Genomic DNA, 24,890 nt, shown 5'->3' with positions numbered 1-24,890 from the left:
CTATTTGACACCCAGCGAATTTGAGGAAAAGTGGAGGAAGGAATTGTAGGATGTCTCAGATTGATACATGTCAGTCTAGACTTGCTATCATCTGATTTTACTGTCCAAATTCAGGGGTTCACTTCACTCTGTTGTTCGTATCAGGGTAAAACCCGTCGCACCTATCTAAAACGCCAAGCAGTTGAGCTGGTAGATCTGTATCTGGAAGCGATGGTACAGCGTCGCACTAGTGAGACTCAACTCGACTATATTTACCAGGCCGGTACCATCTTACGAAAACAGCTGGTGAATCCACCGTCCATTGAGACATTGGCCAGACAGGTAGGAACGAATCGCTTTTACTTATATCAAGGGTTTCAAGAGATATATGGCACCACGCCCTTTGGCTATTTACGTAACTGCCGCCTGTGGCAGGCCCACCGATTATTGATGACTTCGGACCTATCGATTGGTGATGTGGCCGCTGCCGTCGGCTATACCAGTCGCAGTAACTTTGCCCTGGCATTTCGTCAAAAAATAGGCTTAAACCCTAAGGCTTTTCAGAGAGAAGCCTGGCACAGTATTGCTTAGTAGACTGTCACGCGAGTCTCTCCATAACCCGTGTCAGCGAAAAACTGCATCTCGGGTTCAAAATCCCTAGAAAGCCATCAGCCATTCCCATACTCTAGTTGAGAATTATTGGCTGCAAGCGAAATTTCTGAATCATGGTGGTGGCTGCAGAGCCAGCTACCTGAATCTCAGCTGAGCTTGAGTACTGGTGTGAGGAATCTGATGAAAAAGTCGTTGTCTGGTTTGAGTCTGTTTACCTGTTTGACCATAACTGCAGGACAGATTGCCGCCGCAGAGGCTGTACTCGGGCAACAGCAGTCTGCAGTTGGCTCTAGACTCCCCAATTCCCCAGCTCTCAAGATCGCTACAGAACGGACGGCTCAACGAGAAGTCTCGCCAGTGCAAATCACAAACGTGCGGTTAGAAGACACTGAGACAGGCTTGCAGGTGGTGTTAGAAACCATAGACGGTGAGCTAGCCTCGCCAACGACAACTGTGTCAGGCGATGCCTTAATTGCGGAAATTCCCAATGCGGTGCTAGCGCTGGACGAGTTTCAACAGTTTGAACCGACTGAGGAAATTGTTCTGGTGCAGGTAACAGAGTTATCAGATAACCGAGTTCAGGTGGTGATTACTGGAGCAGATGCGGTTCCAACAGCTGTGGTCAGTTCAGCGGCAACCGGATTGATCCTGAGCGTAACCCCAGGCGTAGCCCAGGTGAACAACGAGTCAGGTGAGCCGCTGAGAATTGTGGTAACAGGTGAGGAGGGTAGTCGCTATGTTGAACCAAATACTTCAACCGCTACGCGAACCGATACCCCACTGCGAGATATTCCCCAGTCCATTCAGGTGGTGCCTCGGGAAGTGCTCGAAGATCAGCAAGTCATTACTCTGGGAGATGCCCTGCGAAATGTCAGTGGTGTAGTCAGAGGAGAACGGCTCTTTAATGGTGAACTATTGATCATTCGTGGGTTTAATGAGGCCACGACTCTGCGGGATGGATTTCGACTAAATGATGGCGGTAGCGCAGGTTTTTTAGAACTCTCTAACCTTGAAACTATTGAGGTCCTCAAAGGCCCCGCTTCAATTCTGGCGGGCTCCATAAATCCAGGGGGAGCGATTAACTTAGTCACCAAACAACCCCTCAGTGAGCCGTTTTACAATTTAGAATTCAAGGCTGGTAATCGCGAACTTATCTCACCCAGTATTGATCTGTCCGGTCCACTGACCACCGATGGTCGCTTGCTCTATCGCTTAAATGCCCTCTACCGAAATCAAGACAGTTTTCGCGGGTTTGACACTGACGATGAGCGATTTTTTGTGGCTCCAACGGTGAGCTGGCAAATTGGAGACCGCACCGATTTAACTGTCTATCTCGAATATCTTGACGATGAGCGTCCTGGAGATTTGGGATTGATTGCTCTGGGAGATGAAGTAGCCGATGTTCCCGGTGATTTAGTAGTTGGTGAGCTTGATGATATTACTCGAGAAGAAACCCTGCGAGTTGCCTACCAATTTGAGCACCGCTTTAGTGAGCGCTGGAAACTACGGAATGGCTTTAGTTTTTTCAGAAGTGATACATCGTCCGAGCTTACTTCAGCTGTTTCTGTGCTAGATGAAACCACAGGAGACGTTCTTTTAGCATCATCCTTTGATGATAGTGTTGAGAGGGCGCTGGATTTACAAACGAATGTTGTGGGCGAGTTTAATACGGGCTCAATCGAGCATCGAGTCCTGCTTGGAGTTGACCTCTTTCGCAATGTCTTAGACGACCGTGATCTTCGATTTGATTTTTTCTCACCGTTTCCCTTTAATGTTTTCAATCCAGTCTTCGGGGCGTTTCCTCGTGCCGATAGAGATGATACTCCCATTTTTGCCCTTCAAGACATTCGCGAAGATGGGCTTGGCATTTACCTTCAGGACCAGGTAACCCTGTTGGATAATCTCAAGCTTTTGGCTGGGTTTCGTTATGACACCATTGAGCAAGAAATCACTAACAGCCCAACTACTTTTAACCCAACCAGCTCTGAATCCACCATCAATGAAGATGCTTTTACACCGAGGGTAGGGTTGGTCTATCAGCCCATTGAAGAAGTTTCCCTATATGGCAGTTACAGCACGTCATTTTTTCCGAATACCGCAACCACCGTGGAGGGTGAGTTGATTCAACCCGAACGGGGGGAACAGTTTGAAATTGGCGCTAGGGCTGAACTCTTAGAAGGGAGGCTAACGGCCAACTTAGCCTTGTTTGACATTACTAAAGAGAATGTTGCCACCGCTGACCCAGACAACTTTGGCTCTTCTGTGGCAACTGGCGAGCAACGTAGCCGAGGCATTGAATTAGATATTGCTGGAGAGATTTTACCAGGCTGGAATATCATTGCCAACTATGCCTATACGGATGCCGAAATTACTGATGATGAAGATGGCAATGAAGGGAATCGACTAACCGGCGTGCCAGAGAATAACGTTAACCTGTGGACCACCTACGATATTCAAAATGGCCCCTTAGACGGTCTAGGCTTCGGTCTAGGCATTAACTATGTGACTGAGCGTTTTGGCGACACGGCCAATAGTTTTACCGCTGATGAGTATTTTCTAACCAATGCCGCCGTGTCCTACGAACGTGGTAATTGGCAGGCAGCGTTCAATATTCGCAATTTGTTTGACATAGACTACATCGAGTCCGCAGGCAGAACTAGAACAATTGGTATTGGACCTGGTGAACCTTTTACGATTGTTGGCTCATTCTCAATTGAGTTTTGAAGCATAGATGCAGACCAATCGAGTTTATAAAAACAGCTCCCATTGGATGATTGGCAGCTACCTGTCAGCCAATCTCATCCTGGATGATTTACTGAAGTATCTGGCCAGCTAGAAAATGCGTTTTGGGCGCAAAAAAAATGCGTTTCGGAGCCAAAACCTATATATATAAGGTCGCTGGTTAACCTAAGCTGGTTGAGGCAAATAGCTTTGGGGGCCGTGTGCAAACCTTCCTAATTATTTGGCTAGGTCAATTCGCCTCCTTGTTGGGCTCTGAGATGACCAATTTTGCCATTACCATCTGGGCCTGGGAAGTCACAGGGCAAGCTACGCCACTTTCGTTTATTTTGGCTGTTACCCAAATTCCCAGACTGTTGATTTCACCCTTTGCCGGTATCTGGGTTGATCGGTTTAATCGCAAACATTTAATGTTTCTAGGGGATACCGTCGCCGGCCTCTCCACCATTGTCCTACTAATTTTATTTCTGACAGACCATCTACAGATTTGGCATCTCTATGTCTCGGGTGCCGTTAATGGTCTCTTCGGCTATATTCAAGGGTTAGCCCACTCGGCTTCCATGTCGCTGATTGTGGCAGAAAAACACTATGCTCGGGCCTCTGCCTTTGAATCATTGCAAATGTCTGGCAGCTATGTGATTGCCCCAGCCATTGCTGGAGCTATGTATGCGGTTACGGGACTGAGTGGAATTCTCACCATTGATTTGGTGACGTTTGGGATTGCGATCGCCACCCTCAGCACCGTCACCATTCCCCAGCCAACAACGTCACCCCAAACCGCTGAACCTGTGTGGCAACAGCTGACATTTGGGCTGCAATACTTATGGCGTCGCCCCAGTCTCAAAGTACTGCTGAGCTTTTTCTTACTTAGTAACTTTATCAACAGTGCTAGTTTTAGCCTGTTGCCCGCCATGGTGCTAGCACGTCTGGGCAATGATTCTACTGTTTTAGGAACACTTTTTTCTTTTTTTGGTGCCGGTGGGCTGCTGGGTGGATTAACCCTCAGCCTTTGGGGTGGCCCTAAACGACGCATCAATGGCGTGTTGATTTTTAGCGCCATTTGGAAAGTGGGGCTGATTGTACTGGCACTGGCTCAAACTGTTGCTACTAAAATTGGCACGGCACTGGTCAGCGGATTTTGTTCCCCGTTTCCCGGTAGCTGCAGTCAGGCAATCTGGCGCTCTAAAGTTGAGCCAGACGTGCAGGGGCGAGTGTTTGCCACACGGTTTTTGTTGACGCAGTTGGCCACACCATTGGGGGCTGCGATCGCAGGTCCCCTTGCCGATCATGTTTTTGAACCTGCTATGCAGCCTGAACAACCGCTGGCTCAGTTATTAGGGGATATTTTTGGTGTAGGCCCTGGGGCTGGCATGGCACTACAGATGGCCTTATTTGCTAGTTGTGGGCTGGTAGTGGCCCTGGGCGGATATGGAATACGCAGGTTACGGCAAATAGAGAATGATGATGATTTGGTTACCTAATGTGTCATTCCTTGCGAAATGGATGCTATAGATCGTCTTACTGAGATCCTTAGAAACCAATCCCAGGCCGAGGCTATTGTTGAAATGGCGGGTTGGGGCTGACCCAATACGCCAGATAATAAAATGTTGCACCCAGAGTCGCGGGTCACGCGGCTTTTTGAAACCAATGTCGTTCGCCGCAACCCGGTGAACATTGGCGTTAAACAGCAGTTAGACAGCAAAAGCAATTAAGTTCTGTTGATTGGGGAAAGAAGACATGAGCCATCCAATACAGTGTCAATGTGGTTGCCTTAAAGGTACTGTTGATGATGTCACCCATGCAAATCGGGTCATATGCTATTGTCGAGATTGTCAGGCGTTTGCTTACTTTTTAGGCAAAGGGAGTGAAATTCTTGATCGTCATGGTGGGACAGGCATTGTTCAGACGTTGCCAAAAAATATTTCCTTTACTCAAGGAACTGAAGTATTAGCATGTGTGCGACTGACTGAAACTGGTTTACTGCGCTGGTATACGACTTGCTGTAATACACCGATCGGGAATACTTTACCAATCTATAAAATGTCTTTCATTGGTCTTATCCATAACTGCTTAGAATCGTCAGAGATCACGCTGGATAATGCCTTTGGGGCTACATGCATACCTGTTAATACAACATATTCAAAAGGAGAAATAAAAGCGAACCCAGTAGACCTCATCGTTACAATCATCCGTAATGTAACTAGAATTTTGAGGGCACGGATTGATGGAAGTTATAAACAGACGCCCTTCTTCTTGGCAGACTCCGGAATTCCTATCGTTAGCCCTAAAATACTGAGCCACCAAGAATACGAGGACATTATGAGTGCTGCTTAACACCCGCGCTGTACCGGAACGCTGGAATTCGGTTGGTTGCTTTGCCAAGGTTAACTGTATCCGATGAATGAAACCGTTAGACACAGAAAAATCATTTAAGTGATTTCTGATGAAAATGAAAATGTTGCAATCATGGGCCAATGAGTTCCAGGGAAGTCAATGGCAGGGTGAGGCTGAGTTATGGCTTGATCCTAACGGTAATGACGTTAATGTTAGTGACTGTATTCTAGCCATTGAGTCCAGAGTTCTGACTTACACATGGGCTTACGAAGGCGAAACAAAAATAGGTTCTTTCATATTCAATGATGACGGTGCAACATGGACAGATAGCTGGCATCAGCCCGAGCCTGTGCGCTGTCAATATCTCACTAATGCTTGGGGGCTGTTCACTGTCGAGCATACATATGCGGCTCCATCAGGTCCTGACTGGGGTTGGCGTAGTCAACTTTCTCAGAGACCAGACGGTAGTCTTGTGCTCCAAATGACCAATATTGCCCCATGGGGGGAAGAAGGCCGAGCGGTAAGGATGATAGTCCAAAGAACAAATTTGAATACCTGACAAAACATCAGCAACTCACTCTGTAAAAAACTGACGTAGCTGCGCTAGAACCAGCTCAGTTCCCATGGGACCATTGAGGCCATTCCACTTGTAGTAGGTGGCAAAGTAAACACGGTTTTCCTGACTGGCGGTGAGAGATTGGGCAATGGCATTTTTTTGCCAGCTTTGTTGAATCGCCTTTACCTGATGCTGTTCTGCAATTTCCTCTATGGACTGATCCCCTAGTGCAATCGACTGCTTGAGGTCTGGATCGTTAATGTCCATGCTGTAGCCCAGAATGATAATGGCATCAGCAGTATCCAACTCTGGTAATGCCTCCAAGGATACAGGAGCGTTAGGCATATCTCCAGGTGATGGGGGAACTACGAGTTTAAAGCCAATGTCTTCCAAAAGTTCACCCAAGTAAGTATTAGGCTGAATCACATACACGCCCTCGTCCAGACGATTGGCCCCCAAAAGCAATAAATTAGGATGAGCTGACGTCACCTCTGTAAGGTCAAGACGGGCCTGTTCGACATTTGTCTGATACTGCTGGAACAGTGCCTCAGTCTTTTCAGGTTTGCCCAGCGCAACAGCTAAGGTTTGCAAATGCTCTGGCCACTGACCTTTAACCGTGCGGTTCTCCAACAAGATTGTCGGTGCGATCTGAGAGAGCAACTTATATTCTTCAGCATTGCGCGTTTCTCCTAGAATCAAATCGGGCTTTAAAGCAGTCAATCTCTCCATGGACGGACTTTGAGCATTGCCTAAATTGATAGGCTGGGTGGTAATAGCAGACCCTAGATAGGGAATTTGCTGCTCTGGATTATCAAAAATCTCTCCTTTATAAAAGGAGACTGGTGTAACATAACCGACAGGCTGTTGATCTAGGGATAGCAGCAAATCGAGGGCATGGGCACTGAGGGAAACCACCGTTTGCGGCTCTCCACAAATTTCTGCTTCGCCTGCATCATGCTTGATCAAGCGACAGTTGGTGGATACTGAGCTACCGGAGGTAGGGCTTTGGTTGGCAGCAACACCGCAGCCAACGATCAGTGCCGTTGTTAAACAACCCAGCATTACCCAACGAAAAAGTCGTTTTAACATCACCATGGCTTAAAAATTAACGGCAAATGAGCCGATGAGTGTAAATCCTTCACCAGGATTAATCTCTGCTGTTCTGCTGTTTTCAGCACTCTCAATATAGTCTTGATCAAACAGATTGCGAACATTCAATCCAATTTCCCAGTTGTCTCGTTGGTAAGAAACTGCCGCATTAGTTAGGAAGTAATCTTCCAAGATAAAGCTATTAGCATTATCACCAAACCGTTCACCTACTGCATTGAAGCCGATACCAAATCCGAGTCCTTCTAGGGGGCCGGACTGTACATCGTAAGTGGTCCACAGGTTAACGTTGTGTTCAGGGACACCGAACAGCTCGTTGCCCTCCAATCCAGAATTATCTTCGGTAATTTCAGTATCGGTGTAGGCATAGTTTGCCACGAGGTTCCATCCCGGTAAAAGTTCACCAATTAAATCCACCTCAATACCCTGGCTGCGTTGCTCTCCACTAGCAATGGAAAATGTGGAGAAATTCGGATCAGGGGTGGAGACATTTTGTTTGGTGATATCAAAATAGGCCACACTAGCAACAAATTGCCCATCCAATAATTCTGCTCGCGCCCCAACTTCAAACTGTTCGCCTTCTTCTGGATCAATGATGTCGCCAGCTACCGTTCGGGCTGTATTGGGAATAAATGAGCGGCTGTAGCTGGCAAACAACGATAATGGTTCTATTGGTTGGTATACTACACCTAAACGGGGGCTAAATGCATCGCCATTAGTATTGGTTTCTGACGCAACAGGCGAAAATAAGGAGGGGCGGCTAATAACTTCTTGATCAAAGGTTTCATAGCGTATCCCTGCTAACAGCTTGAGATTATCTGCCAGCTCAATCTGATCCTGAACATAAAAGCCGTAGGAATTAACATTTGTATCCCCGTCGAAGAATATGGGTTCCTGACTAAAGTCGGGGCGTGGGGTGAGTCCATAAACAGGATTAAAGATATTAATGGGTGCAAACGCAAAGAAATTACCCCGACCAAGGCCATCTTTATCTTCACGGCGATAGAAATCAAACCCTGTCAGTAACGTATGGTCAATGGAACCAGTAGAAAATTCACCAACGATATTGGTTTGAACTTCAAAGGTATTGCTGGGCTGCTCAAGGGAGATAAAGTTGCGCAGTAGGTCGCCTGTGGCTTCATCCAGTCTGGGACGACCGCCAGCGGAGATAAACTCGGATTCATAGCGGGTGTAGTGAAAAGCATTCCGCAGCTTCCAATTATCACTAAAGCGATGTTCGAAGTTGTAACCTGTGCGTAAAAATTTCCCTTCAAAGATATCTTCGAGTTCTCCTAGGGGTCTGTCAAAGGGAATATCGGCCACTTCGTCCCCAATGGCTATTAAGCCAAAGTCAGCTGGGCGTTCGTCGTCGCGATATTCAAGGTCGAGGGTAAGGTCGGTGCGATCGCTAATGTTCCAGCTCAGCACTGGTGCAATAAAGAAACGATCAACGTTGGTGGTAAAGTCACGGAAATAGTCCTCATCACGATAGAGCACATTCAGCCGATAGCGGACACGACCATCTTCTGTTAGTGGGCCACCTGCATCCAAGCTGCCTTCAACCAGGCCGCGGTTGCCCACCTGAAAAAGTGCTTCATAGGCGGGCTCACTTAGAGGCTGCTTGCTCACCAGGTTAATAGCACCACCGGGCTCAATCGCCCCAAACAAAATTGCTGCTGGCCCCTTGAGTACTTCGATTTGCTCAATGTGGGATAGCTCAGGAAAACCACTGTTACCATTTCCTCCATTCGTCAGGCGGAAGCCGTCTCGCAACACCGATGAACTATCAAAGCCTCGAATAGTAAACCGCTGACCTCTAGGATCGTTGGAACTAGCAACCACACCGCTGACGTTACGCAGGGCATCATTAAGGCGAATCACTCGCTGATCTTCGAGAACCTCCTGGGGAATTACCTGAATTGACTGGGGAATATCGCGTAGAGGAGTATTGGTACGAGTTCCAGTAGTGGCATTGGGTTCAATGTAGCGGCTACCCTCTTCACCCGTTACTACAATCCGCAAAGATTCGCTTTCTTCTTCTGACTCCTCTTCTTCGCCTTCAATCTCTTCTGATTCCTCTAACACCTGAGCCAGGGACATTGCTTTTTCAGTCTCGCTCTCATCCGTTTGTCCCAGGGCAGTTTGAGGGATTGCTAACCACCCCATCGCTAACAACAGTAGTAAATTTAGACCAGACAATGACCGTTTCATGATTTCCCTCACACCACAGCAGACCAATCGTTGAACCCCGTTGGTCTAAAAGCGAATTAGTGTCAACTAGGCTATGGGAGTCGGAAATTTATTTCTATGATTTTTGCGCCCCAGACGCATTTTTTTTTGAGCGCTGGTTAACTGGCACTGCTAACTGGCATAGTGCCATGTTTGCATCTGAAATGTCTTGGGATTAATACCAATTTCCTTGCGGAATGCAGTGGCAAAACGACTGCGACTAGAGTAGCCAACAGCGGTTGCAACCTGGGCAACGGATAGTTCTGACGTCATCAATAATTGCTTAGCTTGCCTTAAGCGATAGTCTTTCAAATAGCCAAAGGGTGTGGTGCCATAGACCTGACGAAAGCCTTGATTGATTTTGAGGCGGTTAGTGCCAATGTGACGGGCTAAGGTCTCAACGGTTGGTGGATTGGTCAAATTCTCTCGTAGAAATGCAGCTGCTTGATAAATGTGGTTAAGTTCATCCAATGGCAGCCTGGGTCGCGTCATCACCTCTAAACGTAGGTTCACTAGCTCCATCGCTTTTTGCTTGAGATATATACGTCGATCTGATCCGCGGTATGGGCAGCTAAGGATGTGCCCAATGATGGTTTGCATTGCTACAGTGATTGGACTGCGAGTGGCATACCCCAGAGCGAACACTTCGTTGTAAAGCTGATCGGGCATCAACTGCTCAAATGTGGGGCGATAGTACGACTTGTTTGCCGCAAAAATTCGTTGGAATAATTCGGTTGATGTGGTTGTAGGGCCGCCACCACAGGCAAGATATAGAGACTGCATTACATTGTTTACTACCTGTTTGTTTTTGGGGGTAAATCGCTCAAAAACGGCTTGAAAGTAGGTACTTAATAATGGTGGCTCAAAGAAAACCTCTACCTTGAAATAACGTTTTCGGGCACGTTTAATCCCCATCTCTTGAAAACCCAAATAGGGAATGAAAAAGCTATAACCGGCCTGAGGGCCTGCCAGTTGAAATTCAAATTCGATGCGATCGCACTCTCCCAGCACATCAAAAACTAGGTCCTGATGTACGCTGTAGTCGAGAATAACCAGTTTGGTATCTTCTTCCAAGAAAATGTGCTGGTAATATCCATCACCTAGCCGGGTAGGACAGACATAGATGCGGTCAGACGGGTCGGCATGGAGCAGTCTCGGATCTCGCCAACTGCCTGAATCAAGCCATTCATCCCAACGACTTAGACTTAGCCGCTCTGCCATATCTGCCAGCCCAACCTAGGTAATAGGAAAACTTCTTATTAAGAGTATGCCATGTCGCCTGGTGGTATAGATTTGCATTGAGCCTCTGCCAAAGTAAATTCTGAGAAACACTGTCAGACGTATTCCGGGTAAGTATCAAAAAACTCCGGCTGTGGCTCCTTTAAAGCACTATCATTCGCTACACTTCCTTGCACTAAGGTACGGACTTGGGGGAGCAGCACTTGGTTAAGCAGGCATCGTATCGCCATTTTTGGGTGATGTATCTCAGACCGCAGCGGCGACGGGTGGTTTGGATGGCTATGGCGTTGCTGGCTAGTATTGGTCTGCAGGTGCTCAACCCACAGATACTGCGGTACTTTATCGATACGGCGTTGGCGGGCGGAGCACAGCAGCGGCTGATTATGGTGGCGCTAGGGTTTATGGGGATTTCTCTGGCACGTCAGGGACTTGCGATCGCAGCCACCTACATCGGTGAAACCCTGGCCTGGTCCGCCACCAATCAGTTACGTTTAGACTTAGCCCAGCACTGTCTCAGTCTAGATCTGGCATTTCATAAAACCCACACTCCTGGCGAACTGGTAGAACGGGTGGATGGCGATGTGGATGCTCTCTCTCGTTTTTTCTCCCAATTTGTTTTACAAGTTGTTGGCAATGGTCTGTTGGTCCTGGGTATTTTGAGCGTCCTATGGTTTGAAGACTGGCGAGCTGGACTGGGGCTGAGTTTGTTTGCTCTCGCCTCTTTTGGTCTACTCACCCGTTTGCAGGCAATTGCTGTGGCTCCCTGGCGGGTCTATCGCGAAATTAGTGCCGAATTTTATGGCTTTGTAGTCGAACATCTAAGCGGGTTAGAAGACATTCGTGCTAACGGTGCTGTCAGCTATGTGATGAATCGCTGTTATCGTATCCTGCGACGATGGTTGGCTGCCTTTCACCGGGCTCGTTTTACCAGTACTCTTTTGTGGGGTGGCACGGTGGGGCTATTTACCCTGGGTAATGCCATTTCTCTCTCCCTCGGTGCTTACCTTTGGTATCAAAATGCGATCACCATTGGCACCGTTTATCTGTTGTTTTACTACACGACACAGCTCCAAGAACCCATCGAACGCATTCGAGAAGAACTCGAACAGTTCCAGCAAGCCGCTGCCAGTTTTCAGCGCATTCAAGATCTGCTCAGCTATCGCAGTCGGCAGCATCCTGGTGGACAGGCAGCGTTGCCTCAGGGGGCATTATCGATCGAGTTTGAGAATGTTAGGTTTGGCTATGAAGAAAACGAAGCTACACTTCAAAATCTGACTTTTCACCTGCCTGCGGGACAGATTCTCGGGGTTTTGGGGCGTACTGGCAGCGGCAAGAGTACGTTGGCCCGGCTGCTGCTGCGATTTTACGACATTCAGCAAGGCGAAATTTTGCTAGGTGGAGTCAATATTTCTCAGGTGCCATTGCAGGAGCTACCGCACCATGTGGGCTTAGTTACGCAGGATGTACAGATCTTTCAAACAACGGTGCGTAACAACCTGACGTTTTTCAACCCTCATATTTTGGATCAGCAAATTTTGGCAACATTAGATGAGCTGGGGTTGGTTCCCTGGTTAGAGGGACTGCCCCAGGGACTCGATACTAACCTTGGAGCTGACAGCGGTGGTCTCTCGGCAGGGCAGGCACAGCTGCTAGCGTTTGCACGGGTATTTCTTAAAGATCCGGGGTTAGTAATTTTAGATGAAGCTTCTTCACGATTAGATCCGCTAACAGAACAGCTGATTGAACAGGCGGTAGATCGGCTATTGCTCAATCGTACGGGCATTATTATTGCCCATCGGCTGCAGACTGTGGAGCGAGCCGACCAGATTTTGATTTTGGACAATGGTGAACAGGTGGAGTATGGCGATCTCAACTCCCTCAGCCGCGATCCCTATTCTCGATTTTCATCTCTACTTCAGATCAATTCAGTAACCTGAGTCAGACAAAGCAAGGCTGCTTGACTCCTTTCTTGATTCAGTTGAGAATGAATCTCAACTATAAGTCTGCCCTAAATAGATTGTTGATGTTATGGCCATTACACTCTCGCAGCAAGAATATTGGGATTTAGTGAAGCAGCCCCAGCATGAAGCTTCTGATCAAGCAGAGGCGTTTGAAACTGTCTTCCAGTACCCAGAACAGTTAGGGCAAGGTTATAACCGTTCTATCGAGTTGCGTGATGGGTTAGATCTTGGCATTGACCATTATCAGCTACATGAAAGCGTGACTACACACGCTCCCGAACGGCCTCATCCCATCGAGTATGTCTTCCGTATTGCAGGTAAAGGGAATCAGTTTGATGCGCTCTCAGCCGGTCAATATGCCCTATATGGCAGTGGTATGGCTCCAGCTGAAACCTCTGAACATACACCTGATGAAACGGTTTTAGAGATTAATGTTCATATTGAGCCATCCGTATTGAGAACATATCTAGGGGAGTCGTTTGACTTAACCAGTTCGGGTTTAGACTACCTTTTTCAGCCGACTGAGCAACTTTACTTTGAACGTCTTGGTGTGACAACAGTTGCGATGCATACCGCATTGCATCAGCTGTTGCACTGTCCGTTTACAGGTATTACAAAAAAAGCTTACTTAGAAAGCAAAGTTTGGGAGCTAATGGTGTTACTGCTCGATCAGGAATTGCAGCGACGAGACGTTCAACCCTCGCCAAGTCAGTTAAAGTCCGATGATATCGACCGTATTCACCATGCTAGAAAGATTCTTCTACAGCAGCTTGATAACCCGCCATCTCTGCTCAGCCTGGCTCGGCAGGTAGGGCTTAACGACTGTACTTTAAAGCGGGGTTTTCGACAGGTCTTTGGCGAGACCACATTTGGTTATTTACATAACCACCGTATGGAAAAAGCTCGTCAGCTATTGATTGAGGGAGAGGTAAACGTATCGGAGGCAGCCCGTCGGGTAGGCTTTACCAACCGCAGCTACTTTGCCGCTGCGTTTCGGAAAAAGTATGGCGTTTCTCCCAGAAAGTATCGTCGCTGGTCCTAAAACCTAGCTAGCGTTCAAACTATTCCGCATGACATTCAAAGTTTTCCGTTTAGCGTTCATTCAAGGCTATCTCAGTGAAATTACCTTTGATAGGCTCTTAATCAAGAATTAATTGCAACAAAGGCGCTGGGCGCTGGGTGTGAGGAAGAATGCTAAATCGACAACAAGTGCTAATGGTGACTGGCGCTTTGCTGGTTGCTCTACCTGCTATTGAGGTTAAAGCTGATACCGATGGCGTTGGGATGACGACCCAGGCTACCAACCAGATTGCTCAAGCTGGACTGGTACAGATTACTGGAGTGCAAGTTGAGAACACTGAAACTGGGTTGCAGGTTGTTTTAGACACTGCCAGCGGTGAGGTCACAACACCAAGAACGACGACTTCCGGCAATGCATTGATTATTGAAATACCCAATGCGGTGTTGGCAGACAGCGATGAATTTCTTCAGTTTGAACCCGCTGAGGGAATTGCCGTAGTGCAGGTAACAGAACGCTCAGGCAATCGAGTAGAAGTTTCGATCACAGGTGCGGATGCACCGCCAGTAGCAGACGTGATCGTTGTCGAGGGGAGTTTGGCTCTATCTGTGACACCAGGAGTTGCCCAGGCGGATGTCACCAGCGAGCCGTTGAGACTTGTAGTGACCGGAGATGAAGACGAGGGTTACAATCCGACCAACGCTACTACAGCCACAGGCACAGATACACCCATACGAGATACCCCTTTTTCAATTCAGGTTATCCCTGAGCAAGTGCTCGAAGATCGCAACGTGACTGAGCTTGGTGATGCCTTGGAAACTACTGGAGGCATTGTGGATGCTGGAGGTCGAGGAACCAGCTTTATCGGCCCCAACCTTCTCATTCGCGGGTTTCGACTGAACGACACTATTTTTCGCGATGGCATTTCGGCATTTTCTTTAGGTCCCTTAAGTACCAACGATGTAGAGAGAATTGAAGTATTAAAGGGGCCAGCATCGGTTTTATTTGGTCAGGGCAACCCTGGTGGCGTTGTCAATTTAGTGTCTAAACAGCCGCTGAGCGAACCTTTTTACGAAATTTCAGCCAGTGCAGGTAGTTTTGACTCCTACAGTGGGGCATTGGATTTATCAGGACCACTTACCGAGGCCAGCGATGTCCGATATCGATTGAATCTGTCCTATGAAAATTATGGCAGCTTTCGTGACTTTGTCGATGGTGAGCGACTGCAGGTTTCTCCCGTTGTTGCCTGGGATATTGGACCAAATACGTCGCTAGATGTGTACGGGCAGTATACCTACGATCGCGAAACAATAGATGAAGGTATCCCTTTCGACAGTAATGGGAATCCCATTGATGTTCCTCGAGATCGATTTCTCAATGAAGAATTTGGTGACTTTACCCAAGATCAGTTCAGTATTGGATATAGATTAAACCATGATTTTAGTGATAACTGGTCTGTGAGACATAGCTCACAATATCTACAGTACGACCCAGAAAGATACACGGTATTTGTGGACTCCTTTGATGATGTTACGGGTGATATCGAGCGAAGCGCCTACTTTGCAGAGGGTACCTATCAAAGATTTTTTACTAATGCTGAACTGCTTGGTCAATTTAATACGGGCGCGATTGAGCATCAGCTTTTATTCGGGCTTGAATACCGTTACAATACCGAAGATCCGGCTTTTCAATTTGGGGATCCTTATGCGTCAATCAACGCGTTTGACCCCGTCTATACTAACGAACCGTTTGAGCAAGAACCCGACTTTTTTCGAGATGATAATGTAGATACGATTAGTGCCTATATTCAAGATCAAATTGACATTACTCCAGAGCTAATTTTGCTGGCAGGCCTGCGGTTTGACTATGTGGATGAGTTTCGAACGGAGCAGAATTTAGGTGAACCCAGGCAAGAGTTTGAGGATCAAAATGAGGCCTTTACTCCCAGACTAGGTATTGTTTATAAGCCAATTGAACCTATTTCGCTATATGCCTCTTATACAACTTCGTTTGTTCCTAATGGTGCAGGCTTTTTGAATGGAGACGGATCTACCTTTGAGCCTGAAGAAGGGAGACAGTTTGAGGTTGGTGTAAAAGCTGACATAACCAATCGCCTTAGTGTGACACTAGCTGCGTTTGATATTCGTCGGCAAAATGTTGTGGTTTCCGATCCCGACGATCCTTTATTTTCGATACAGACTGGAGAAGTTGCCAGTCGAGGGATCGATCTAAATCTTAATGGTGAGATTTTGCCCGGTTGGAATGTAACAGCTGCCTATAACTATTTAGACGCTTTTATCAGTGAAGATACGACTGATATTGAAGGGAACCGTCTAGCTAACGTACCAGAGAATCAGTTTAGCCTATGGACAACCTATGAAATTGAACAAGGAGACTTAGCTGGACTAGGGGCTGGGCTGGGCCTGTTCTATGTTGGTGAGCGACAGGGTGATACAGACAATACCTTTACCTTATCGGACTACCTCCGCACCGATGCTGCTCTGTTTTATAAACGAGATAACTGGAGGGCTCAGCTCAATTTTGAAAATCTCTTTGATATCGATTACTTTACGTCTACTAGTTTCGGGTCACGGTTGTCTGCAAATCCAGGAGCTCCCTTTGGTTTGTCGGCCTCTTTTGCAATCACTTTTTAGGCTATGCTGTTTTTTCAGACTAGAGTATCACGCGCGCTATCGTTCTTTCTATTAGGGGTGTTTGGGGCCTGCATCTTGATGGCCTGCCAGGAGGGAAATGCCCCCAGCGTCGACCAAACGGCTACTGATTGTCACTGGATTAATCACCTTGCGGGTGAAACCTGTGTGCCCAATAGTCCCCAGCGGATCGTTGACTTAACTGGGCTAGACTACGCGTTGAGTTTGGGAATCAAGCCGATTGCCAGTGATGGTGCGGCTCAGGCTAATTTTTACCTGCAGGATGGGGTTGATGGTATTGAGGATGTTGGTGGAGACGACACTCCCAACTTCGAACGGATTTTAGAGCTCAAGCCGGACCTGATTATCGGTGGTAGTTATCTCAATGTTAACTACGATCTATTGTCGAATATTGCTCCGACGGTGGTCATTCAAGATGACTACAGTGGGCAGTGGAAAGATGTCTTCATGCAGTATGGTGCAACGCTTGGCAAAACTGAGAAAGCTGAGCAGGTGATTGAGCGCTATTACGAGCGGGCTCAAGCATTTCAGCAACAAATGGGAGTTCGTGCTGCTGAAACTGAGGTTTCGGTTGTGCGGGTGTATCCAACTCAGATTAATCTCTACCTTGCAGACTCGTTTTGTGGCACGGTTATCGCTGATGCTGGCCTATCTCGTCCACCATCTCAGAACCTGACGGCATCAGAGGCAGGAACTCTCTTTGGCAATCAGATTCAATATGAGGTAAGCAAGGAAAAAATACCTGAGATGGACGGAGATGCTATCTTTCTCTGGACCTTTGGGCACCGTGATGAGATTGCTCAAAACGCACAGTATGCCAAAGCACAACTTAAGGCAGATCCGCTATGGTCAACGCTATCAGCGGTACAGCAAGACCAAGTATATGAAGTTCCTGGTGAGTATTGGATTGGGAGTGGACCAATTGCAGCAAACGCCGTCCTTGACGATCTGTTCAAATATCTTTTAGAAGAGAGCTAGTTGGCTATTGAGACTACGGGATGTTTGTGTATTTGCGTTAGCGAAGCTTATCGTAGGTATTGTGCCTGCACGATCGCGTTTGTTGCCACTGCAAAACCACCTATCTCTTTTGCGATTTGCCCTCTACCGACAGTGCGGCTGATCTGCTGATTGCCAGCGAACTCTATCTCGACAGCGACGATGGCATGGTGCCTGCCAACCGCTACCTGCTAAGCTGCGTCCATGTCGGATTGCCCGCATCCCCCCTTCCCCATGCCTATCTACCAACGCCTTTGGCAAATGATTCGCTATGCCCAGCGTCTTTACTGGGTCGATACGCTACTGTGGCTCGGCATCGTCGGGCTGCCTATCGTACCTGGTCTACTCATCCAACAATTCTTTAATGGCCTAACTGAGCAAACCTCAGCTCGCGAATCTCCCTGGGTCTGGATCGGTCTGCTGCTGGCGATAGGAATAGCACGAATTGTTACCATTTTTCTCGGACGCATTACCAAAACTCAACATCGTTTTCTGATGAGCGGCTTGGTACGTCATAACTTGCTGTTGGGTCTGCTAAACCGGCCTGGAGCTGAGCTGGCGGAGAGCCAAAAGACATCGCCTGGAGAGTTGCTTAGCTACTTTCGTGATGATGCTACTCACATTGAAAATACGGTTGTTTTTACCAATGAGATTTTTGCAGAAACCGTATTTGCCCTAGTGTCTGTCGGGCTGCTGCTCAGCGTCAATGCCAGAATGACCCTGCTGGTATTTCTGCCCCTATGTGCTATCTCATTTCTCGTCCATCGGGCCGAACATCGGCTCAAACGCTATCGCCGCAACAGTCGTCAGGCGACTCAACAAGTCACAGGGTTAATTGGCGAACTGTTTACCGCTGTCCAGGCTGTTAAAGTAGCTGGAGCCGAGGCTTCAATGCTCAATGAGCTGCAGCAACGGTGCGATCGCAGACGTCAGTTCAAGGTGCGAGAACAGGTCTTTAACGCGCTGCTCAATGCTGGCTTTGGCACCATTATCAGCCTAGGCACTGGTCTGATCCTGTTGATGGCGGCCCAAAACCTGGGGGACAGCCTCACCGTGGGTGATTTTGCCCTGTTTGTCTATTATCTTGCTTTTGTTACCTACTTTTTTGCCTTTTTGGGCGGTTTTTTCGCCATTGTTCAGCAAAGTGAAGTCTCGTTTGAGCGCATGGATGAGCTGGTTAATCATCCCATCACCCAGCCCTCTCCCCTTTACCTCAAACCTATCCTGGGGCCTCAATCGCCGCTGCCTGTCCCGCCACCGCCTCTAACTGTTCAACCGCTACACACACTACAGCTAAAAGGTTTGACCTATCATTACCCTGAGGGCAATTCTCAACGAGACACCGGGATTACTAACATTTCCTTTACCCTGACTCGCGGCAGCTTGACCGTAATTACGGGGCCAGTCGGTGCTGGAAAGACCACCCTGCTCCGCGTCCTCCTTTGTTTACTGCCCCGGCAGTCCGGCAAAATCATCTGGAACGGCCAAGAGATTCACGACCCAGCTAATTTTTTGGTGCCCCCCCATGTGGCCTATACCCCACAAATTCCCCAGCTCTTTAGCACGTCTTTACGGGAAAATCTTCTCTTAGGGCAAACAGGCCCGTCCCTGAAAACTCGGCTCAATCAGGCACTCTCCGTTGCTGCCTTCGCTCCAGATTTAGCTAAAATGCCCCAGGGGCTAGATACCCCAATTGGCACTCGCGGTGTTCGTCTTTCTGGTGGCCAAAAACAACGTTTGGCAGCGGCTCGTATGATTCTACGTCGGTCTGAGCTACTTATCTTTGACGATCTTTCTAGCGCTCTGGATGTGGAAACCGAGCAACAACTCTGGGATGGTTTGCTTGAGAAAAAAGCTGTGGCTGAGCCCTTTTCTTATTCTGGCGTACCTCCACTTCCTTACGAGCCTACCTACCTCACTGTTTCTCATCGTCCCGTTATCCTGCAGCGCGCTGACCAGATTGTTCTGCTGGAATCGGGTCAGGTATCGTTTGTCGGCAGCCCCCATAATTTCTTTGCTTGATCTGTAGGTGAACAAGGTTTACCTATAGATTGTTTATTCCCAGCCTAACTTGGCCCGGCTCTCAGTAATCATGGTGCCCAGGGTGCGCTTAAAGGCCAGGGCTCCCATGACCGGCACCGGAAACTCCAGCCGTAAGGGGTGTACCCGTTCTCTACCGCTAGCTTCTAGATTGATACCTGCTGTATCTAAGCTGATGACACGGACCTGTTCGACCCAGTCTGCTCCCTCTTGGGCTTTGACGCAGGCTAGCATGTCGTCTAAATGGTCTTGGTTTAAATGATTTGCGATCGCAATCCGTCGTTTCTCGGTCAGGGGAACACCATCGGGATTGTTTGGGGTACTGGCCATGGTCAATCTCCTCAATCTTGATTGTTTTAGTAAGACTTTTTAAGAACTTTTGTGGCTAGCCATAGGCTGACTAAACACACCGAGATACCGATGATAAAAACGCCTGTATAGCCCACCGCACCGGCAATAAATCCGCTTAGGGCCGGGATGCCCACATGGTGGCCGACCATATAGGCTGATGATTGTAGGGTGTAGTCGCTGCCTGCAGTGGCGCGGCGACTTTTATCCATCATCACGGTAAACAAGGCGGTACTGGTGAGGCTGCGGGCAAAGACTTCGAGGCTGCTGACGATGTAAAGAACAACAATGTGAGTAATGCCGATGGCGGGTAGTATCAGAAGTGCGATCGCAACTGCCTGCAGCAATCCAAACCAGATCAAGGCCCGACGACGGCCCAATGGCTGAATCAGTCCGCCCGCTAACAGCGAGCCCACAATGGCTGCCCCTGATCCGACAATACCCTTCATCCAACCAATGTCGGCCATGGACAAACCAACATCCACCAATAGGGGAGAAAACATGGTGCTGGCCATGCTGCCACCAGTCACATACACCACGATGAATATCAACCAAATCCAGGCTCCGGGGCGATGCACAAAGCTAACCAAGGTGCCCACATATCTCTTCAGGTATACAGGTGACAGAATAGATGCTGTGGAGGAGCGAGCAACCGTTGTGTTTTGTTTTGCTTTGGGACGAGAGACTGAAGGATTCTCTTGATAGCCTAACAACGGTAATAGTGCTAACAATACAGCTCCGGCCAATATCCATAGACTGGTAGTCCAGCCCACTCGGTTTAATGCCAACAACATGACACCTCCCCCTAAGATGCCGCCGATAGAGCGACCTGCACTTTGGATGCCATTGCCCCAACCGCGTTCATGGAGAGCTAATAAGCCAACCGCTAGGGCATCGGTAGCAATATCTTGGGTAGCTGCCAGGGTGGCAATCACTAATATGATGCCAAACAAGAATATGGGGTGTTCTGCAGCATTCATCGAGGCACATAGGAGCAGTGTGAGCACTAACAACCCTTGGGTGGTCAGAATCCAAGATTTGTAATGGCCCCATCGTTTAGAACCATAGAGATCTACCAGGGGAGCCCAGAGAAATTTGAACATCCACGGTAGGGTCAACAGGCTGAGTAATCCAATTACCTCAAGTGAAGCTCCCTCTTGGCGCATAAAAATGGGGAGTGCCCGAAAGAAAAACGCAGAGGGTAAAAATTGAGAGGTATAGAGACTGCTTAGTAATACAAATTTTTCATAGGGCTTTATACGGGGAGGGGCTGTAGATGGTAAGTTTTGCACCATGGATTTGTTCCAAAAGAGACGGGCTTATATTTGAGGTTGGTTAATAGTTGGGCTCATAGTTTAAGCTACAGTTTGGGCGATTGGTGGTGAGTTAAAGGTGTTGATTGGGGTCCCTCCGAGTTCCCTTTCCGGAAGTAGTCACGTTATTCCAAATGGCATGCGGGGCTTCCCATGGGCAGGGCCGGAACGCCGCCCTACAACCCAACGTACTAGGTTATCTCTAATGGCGCTAAGTTGGGGGTACGGCGGGGGCAATTATATGGGTTTTGAGTCGGTTTCTGCGGACATTCTAATGGGTTCTAAGTAAACAACTTTGTAGGGGCAGGTCTTGTGCCTGCTATGGGATAACGAATGCCATTGATCAGGATTTCGTATAAGCAGCAGGTAAATCTGTTGTTTAATTTATCCTCCTAGATTTGGTTAAGAGATCTCTTAAAACCGATAGCTGAAAGATCCTACGACCGAAAATGGGTCGCCTGGTTCAATGCCTCGGGTGCGGGTGCGGGGTGCGCCAGTGATGTAATCTACATCAAACAAGTTTTTGAAATTGAGGGCGAATCGCCAGTCATCACGCTGATAGGAGATGGCTGCATTGGTGAGAAAATAGCTATCTAGTTCAAAGCTATTGGCTAAATCTCCTTGTCGTTCCCCGACCCAGTTAAAACCAAGGCCAAAGCTAAGACCGGATAGATCGCCCGATTGAATTTCATAGGTGGTCCATAAGCTGGCACTATGTTCGGGGATACCGGGTAAGCGATTCCCTGGATCAAACCGATTATCTTCTGTGACCTCTGTATCAATGTAGGCATAGGAGCCAATAATATTCCAGCCGGGCGCAATCTCACCGATGATATCTAGCTCTATTCCCTGGCTTTGTTGCTCACCTGTGGCCACAGAAAAGCGAGGATTGGTGGGGTCTGCTGTGGCTACATTTTGTTTGGTCAGGTTAAAGTAGGCCAGGGTTGCTAACAAACGGCGATCTAACAATTCTGTTTTAATCCCCACTTCAAAGCCCTCTCCTTCTTCAGGTTCTAAGGGATCGCCTGAAATTGTAACGGCGGAATTGGGGAGAAAAGAACGGGCATAGTTAGCATAGAGTGAGACAGTTTCCAGGGGCTGATAGACGATGCCGATGAGGGGGGTAAAGGCATCGTCATTTAGGGTTGACTCGGTCTCATCAATTAGGTTGGTTGTTGTCTGCTCAGTAGTTTCGTAGCTCAATCCGGCCACTAAACTGAGGTTGTTTGTAAGCTTGATTTGATCTTGCACATAAAGTCGGAGACTGTCTGTGTCAATGGTATCCCCGGATAATATCTCATCGCTGCGCTCGGGCCTGGCCACAGCAACATAAACCGGGTCAAAGATGTTAATTGGTGTCCGTAATGAAAAGTCCGTAAACGATTCTGACTTGAGTTCATAGCGGGCTAAATCAATTCCCAATAGCAGGGTATGATCTATCGGCCCGGTAGAAAATTCACCCACGGCATTGGTTTGTAGGGCGTAGGTTGTGTTACTTACTTTTTGTTCACCAAAGACGCGATTGAGGGTGCCAGTTGTCTCATCTAGCCCGCCAATAAAGGGAAAACTGGGGGCGGCGCTAATATCGTCAGCATCGCGGATATAGCGAAAGGCATTGCGCAGCTGCCAATTATCATTAAACCGATGCTCTAGGGTGTAACCGGCACTAAAATAGTCGCTAGAAATCTCATCGTCGAGTTCACCGAGGACACGATCACGGGGAATATCGGCCAATCCATCGCCAAAGGCTACTAGGCCAGTATCTAGAGGCCGTTGCTCATTGAGGTACTCTAGCTGTAGATTAAGGTCGGTGCGATCATTGATGTTCCAGGTAAGGGCAGGTGATATAAAAAATTGTTCAGTATCCTGGTCAAAGTCTCGGAACCCATCTTCGCTCGTATACACTGCATTCAAGCGATATAAAAAATCTCCATTGTCGCTCAGCGGCCCCGATACATCTACACGGGGTCTGAGCAGACCATTGTTGCCAATCTGAAATTCTGCCTCTGCGAAGGGAGTCTCCAACGGCTTTTTAGTCACCACATTCACAGCGCCACCGGGACCGATCTGGCCAAATTGAGCTGACGCTGGTCCTCTGAGTACTTCAATGCGTTCAATATTGGCAATTTCTGGGAAATTCTGTCCAGCGGCATCCCCATTGCCATTGGGGCTAAAGAGACGAAATCCATCCCGAAAGACCGGCACTCCTGCAAAGCCACGTAGATTTACCTGAAAGCCTCGACCCTCTGTTGAGCTGACTGAGGCACCGCCAATGTTGCGTAAGGCTTCATCGAGACCTAGCACCTGCTGATCGTCGAGCACCTGTCGCGGAATCACCTGAATAGACTGGGGATTTTCTAAAATAGGGGTGACAATCCCCGTACTTGTCTCAGGGGCATAGTAAATGTTGTTATCACCAGTTACTAAAATACGCAAGGATTCTGTCTGAGATGGGTCAGATGGCTCTGGTTCAGGCTGACTATCCTGGGCTAGCTGGAGAGTGACTGCGCCTGCTTCATTGTCTATGGTGCCAGTTGTGTCGGGTTGTGCTCTGGCGGGTAGATGCCAACTTAGCATACTGATCACGAATGGCGACAATATCCATAGCCTCATGTCCCTGGTCATGATGATTTCCTCACATTGCGATTACTGCTGGGCAATAATTTCTAATGGAGGAAATAGTAACTAGCCAGATTTCTAGTTTTCTTTGTTAGCCGGACTTTTTTTCTTTGTTAGCCGGACTTTTAGCGCTGCTTCAGCTGATAGGCTTTGGGGCTAATATCAAAGGCCCTCCGAAAAGCCACACTAAAGGCTTCAGGATTGCGATAGCCCACCGCTTGGGCAACACCAGCAATGGTGCTATTGGCACTGAGCAAAAGGTGTTGTGCCTGCTGCATGCGATAGTTACGCAAATAGCCAAATACAGTGGTGCCAAATACCTGACGAAATCCCTGCTTGAGTTTACGATCATTCAGCCCCACCTGCCGAGATAGTTCTAATAATGTGGGTGGATTTGCCACCTGTGCTAGCAAAATATCCCTAGCATAGACGATGCGATCTCTCTCATCTGAGAGTAAATCAGACTGAACATTCAACAAACTAGGATCAGACAATAATTGCTCAAAATATAGGCTAATCAGCTCTATCGCTTTACTTTCTACATACAGTTGTTTAGTAAACCCCTGATATGGACAGTTGAGCAACTGTTGTATGGTTGCCTGCATGACTGGTGTCATGGCAAAGCTTTGATGATAGGCTGCGTCAATACCTGCGATCGCATTGCGTAGCTGGCGGGGTAGCTGATGAAACTCTTCTCCAGTGGTCAGATTAATCACATCAGGCTGAACATGGATATGAACTAACAAAACAGGCTGATTGGCCTCATATCGGATGTTGCCTTTGGTGTCGTTGATAACTCCTAGATTCGCTTGCTTAGCTTTAAATTGCACCATTGCATCAGCACCAGATCCCTCAATCTGCATCTGTCCAGCCATGCAAAAACTCATGCCAATGGAGGTTTTCGCCACTGGATGGTTGCGTTCAATTACGATTTGGTCTCGAAAGTTTAAGTCATTGATAATCAGATCTAACCCTGGACGCAGATGCCACCTCTGAATCGACCCTCTGCCAAATTTATCTGGTAGGGTAAATACTTCAGGTCGCTGCCCCAAACAGCCAGCATTTGAGGGCTGGTCTAATTCCTCAAATAAGTCTCGAACATTGGGGACGACATGACGCAACACCATA

18 protein-coding genes are annotated in these 24,890 nt (G+C 48.0%); 11 read left to right on the top strand and 7 right to left on the bottom strand.

Annotated features, from left to right (window positions below):
- Positions 1 to 81: 81 nt before the first annotated feature.
- From QGP82_RS21255 to QGP82_RS21235, 5 genes are all read left to right on the top strand, one after another.
- Positions 82 to 570, top strand: a complete 489-nt coding sequence (locus QGP82_RS21255; RefSeq protein WP_499060928.1) for a helix-turn-helix transcriptional regulator — start codon at positions 82 to 84, stop codon at positions 568 to 570.
- Positions 571 to 771: 201 nt separating this feature from the next.
- The gene (locus tag QGP82_RS21250; RefSeq protein WP_499060927.1) at positions 772 to 3,315 is read left to right on the top strand and encodes a TonB-dependent siderophore receptor; all 2,544 of its coding nucleotides are present in this window, start codon (positions 772 to 774) and stop codon (positions 3,313 to 3,315) included.
- 218 nt (positions 3,316 to 3,533) lie between these two features.
- Complete coding sequence (locus QGP82_RS21245; RefSeq protein WP_499060926.1) at positions 3,534 to 4,811, top strand: MFS transporter; 1,278 nt, start codon at positions 3,534 to 3,536, stop codon at positions 4,809 to 4,811.
- Between the two features lie 256 nt (positions 4,812 to 5,067).
- Positions 5,068 to 5,664 carry a DUF6151 family protein gene (locus QGP82_RS21240; protein ID WP_499060925.1) on the top strand — a complete coding sequence of 199 codons (597 nt, stop codon included), beginning with the start codon at positions 5,068 to 5,070 and terminating at the stop codon, positions 5,662 to 5,664.
- Between the two features lie 109 nt (positions 5,665 to 5,773).
- The gene (locus tag QGP82_RS21235) at positions 5,774 to 6,223 is read left to right on the top strand and encodes a hypothetical protein (protein WP_499060924.1); all 450 of its coding nucleotides are present in this window, start codon (positions 5,774 to 5,776) and stop codon (positions 6,221 to 6,223) included.
- A gap of 15 nt (positions 6,224 to 6,238) precedes the next feature.
- On the opposite strand, the gene QGP82_RS21230 is transcribed toward QGP82_RS21235, so the two are convergent.
- The 3 genes from QGP82_RS21230 to QGP82_RS21220 all read right to left on the bottom strand — a co-directional run bounded on the left by QGP82_RS21230 (position 6,239) and on the right by QGP82_RS21220 (position 10,777).
- Positions 6,239 to 7,315 (bottom strand): ABC transporter substrate-binding protein, encoded by a 1,077-nt coding sequence (locus tag QGP82_RS21230; protein WP_499060923.1) that lies wholly within the window; start codon positions 7,313 to 7,315, stop codon positions 6,239 to 6,241.
- 3 nt (positions 7,316 to 7,318) lie between these two features.
- Complete coding sequence (locus QGP82_RS21225) at positions 7,319 to 9,538, bottom strand: TonB-dependent siderophore receptor (protein WP_499060922.1); 2,220 nt, start codon at positions 9,536 to 9,538, stop codon at positions 7,319 to 7,321.
- Positions 9,539 to 9,688: 150 nt separating this feature from the next.
- On the bottom strand, positions 9,689 to 10,777 hold the full coding sequence (locus QGP82_RS21220; RefSeq protein ID WP_499060921.1) for a helix-turn-helix transcriptional regulator: 1,089 nt from the start codon (positions 10,775 to 10,777) through the stop codon (positions 9,689 to 9,691).
- Between the two features lie 257 nt (positions 10,778 to 11,034).
- On the opposite strand from QGP82_RS21220, the gene QGP82_RS21215 reads away from it, so the two are divergent.
- The 6 genes from QGP82_RS21215 (at position 11,035) to QGP82_RS21190 (ending at position 19,464) form a co-directional block, all read left to right on the top strand.
- A complete protein-coding gene (locus tag QGP82_RS21215) occupies positions 11,035 to 12,732 on the top strand; it encodes an ABC transporter ATP-binding protein (protein WP_499060931.1) in 1,698 nt (565 codons plus the stop codon).
- A gap of 91 nt (positions 12,733 to 12,823) precedes the next feature.
- Positions 12,824 to 13,798 (top strand): helix-turn-helix transcriptional regulator, encoded by a 975-nt coding sequence (locus QGP82_RS21210; RefSeq protein ID WP_499060920.1) that lies wholly within the window; start codon positions 12,824 to 12,826, stop codon positions 13,796 to 13,798.
- Between the two features lie 149 nt (positions 13,799 to 13,947).
- On the top strand, positions 13,948 to 16,428 hold the full coding sequence (locus tag QGP82_RS21205; protein WP_499060919.1) for a TonB-dependent siderophore receptor: 2,481 nt from the start codon (positions 13,948 to 13,950) through the stop codon (positions 16,426 to 16,428).
- A 3-nt stretch (positions 16,429 to 16,431) separates the two neighbouring features.
- A complete protein-coding gene (locus tag QGP82_RS21200; protein ID WP_499060918.1) occupies positions 16,432 to 17,424 on the top strand; it encodes an ABC transporter substrate-binding protein in 993 nt (330 codons plus the stop codon).
- Positions 17,425 to 17,540: 116 nt separating this feature from the next.
- Positions 17,541 to 17,807, top strand: a complete 267-nt coding sequence (locus QGP82_RS21195; RefSeq protein WP_499060917.1) for a hypothetical protein — start codon at positions 17,541 to 17,543, stop codon at positions 17,805 to 17,807.
- Entirely contained in the window at positions 17,704 to 19,464 is a 1,761-nt protein-coding gene (locus QGP82_RS21190) for an ATP-binding cassette domain-containing protein (RefSeq protein ID WP_499060930.1), read from the top strand. The genes QGP82_RS21195 and QGP82_RS21190 overlap by 104 nt, the downstream gene beginning before the upstream one ends.
- 33 nt (positions 19,465 to 19,497) lie before the next feature.
- Here QGP82_RS21190 and QGP82_RS21185 read toward each other — a convergent pair whose 3' ends face one another.
- From QGP82_RS21185 to QGP82_RS21170, 4 genes are all read right to left on the bottom strand, one after another.
- A complete protein-coding gene (locus QGP82_RS21185) occupies positions 19,498 to 19,812 on the bottom strand; it encodes a DUF2470 domain-containing protein (RefSeq protein WP_499060916.1) in 315 nt (104 codons plus the stop codon).
- A 26-nt stretch (positions 19,813 to 19,838) separates the two neighbouring features.
- Positions 19,839 to 21,125, bottom strand: coding sequence for an MFS transporter (locus tag QGP82_RS21180; protein WP_499060915.1), 1,287 nt, complete (start codon positions 21,123 to 21,125; stop codon positions 19,839 to 19,841).
- Between the two features lie 432 nt (positions 21,126 to 21,557).
- Positions 21,558 to 23,720 (bottom strand): TonB-dependent siderophore receptor, encoded by a 2,163-nt coding sequence (locus tag QGP82_RS21175; RefSeq protein WP_499060914.1) that lies wholly within the window; start codon positions 23,718 to 23,720, stop codon positions 21,558 to 21,560.
- Between the two features lie 167 nt (positions 23,721 to 23,887).
- The gene (locus QGP82_RS21170; RefSeq protein WP_499060913.1) at positions 23,888 to 24,889 is read right to left on the bottom strand and encodes a helix-turn-helix transcriptional regulator; all 1,002 of its coding nucleotides are present in this window, start codon (positions 24,887 to 24,889) and stop codon (positions 23,888 to 23,890) included.
- Between the last annotated feature and the right edge of the window lies 1 nt (position 24,890).

It is taken from the genome of Leptothoe sp. LEGE 181152, from assembly GCF_032906605.1.
Taxonomy (GTDB): domain Bacteria; phylum Cyanobacteriota; class Cyanobacteriia; order Phormidesmidales; family Phormidesmidaceae; genus Leptothoe; species Leptothoe turfae.
Note: the sequence above shows the minus strand (reverse complement) of the source record. Positions and strands in the feature narration are given on the sequence as shown.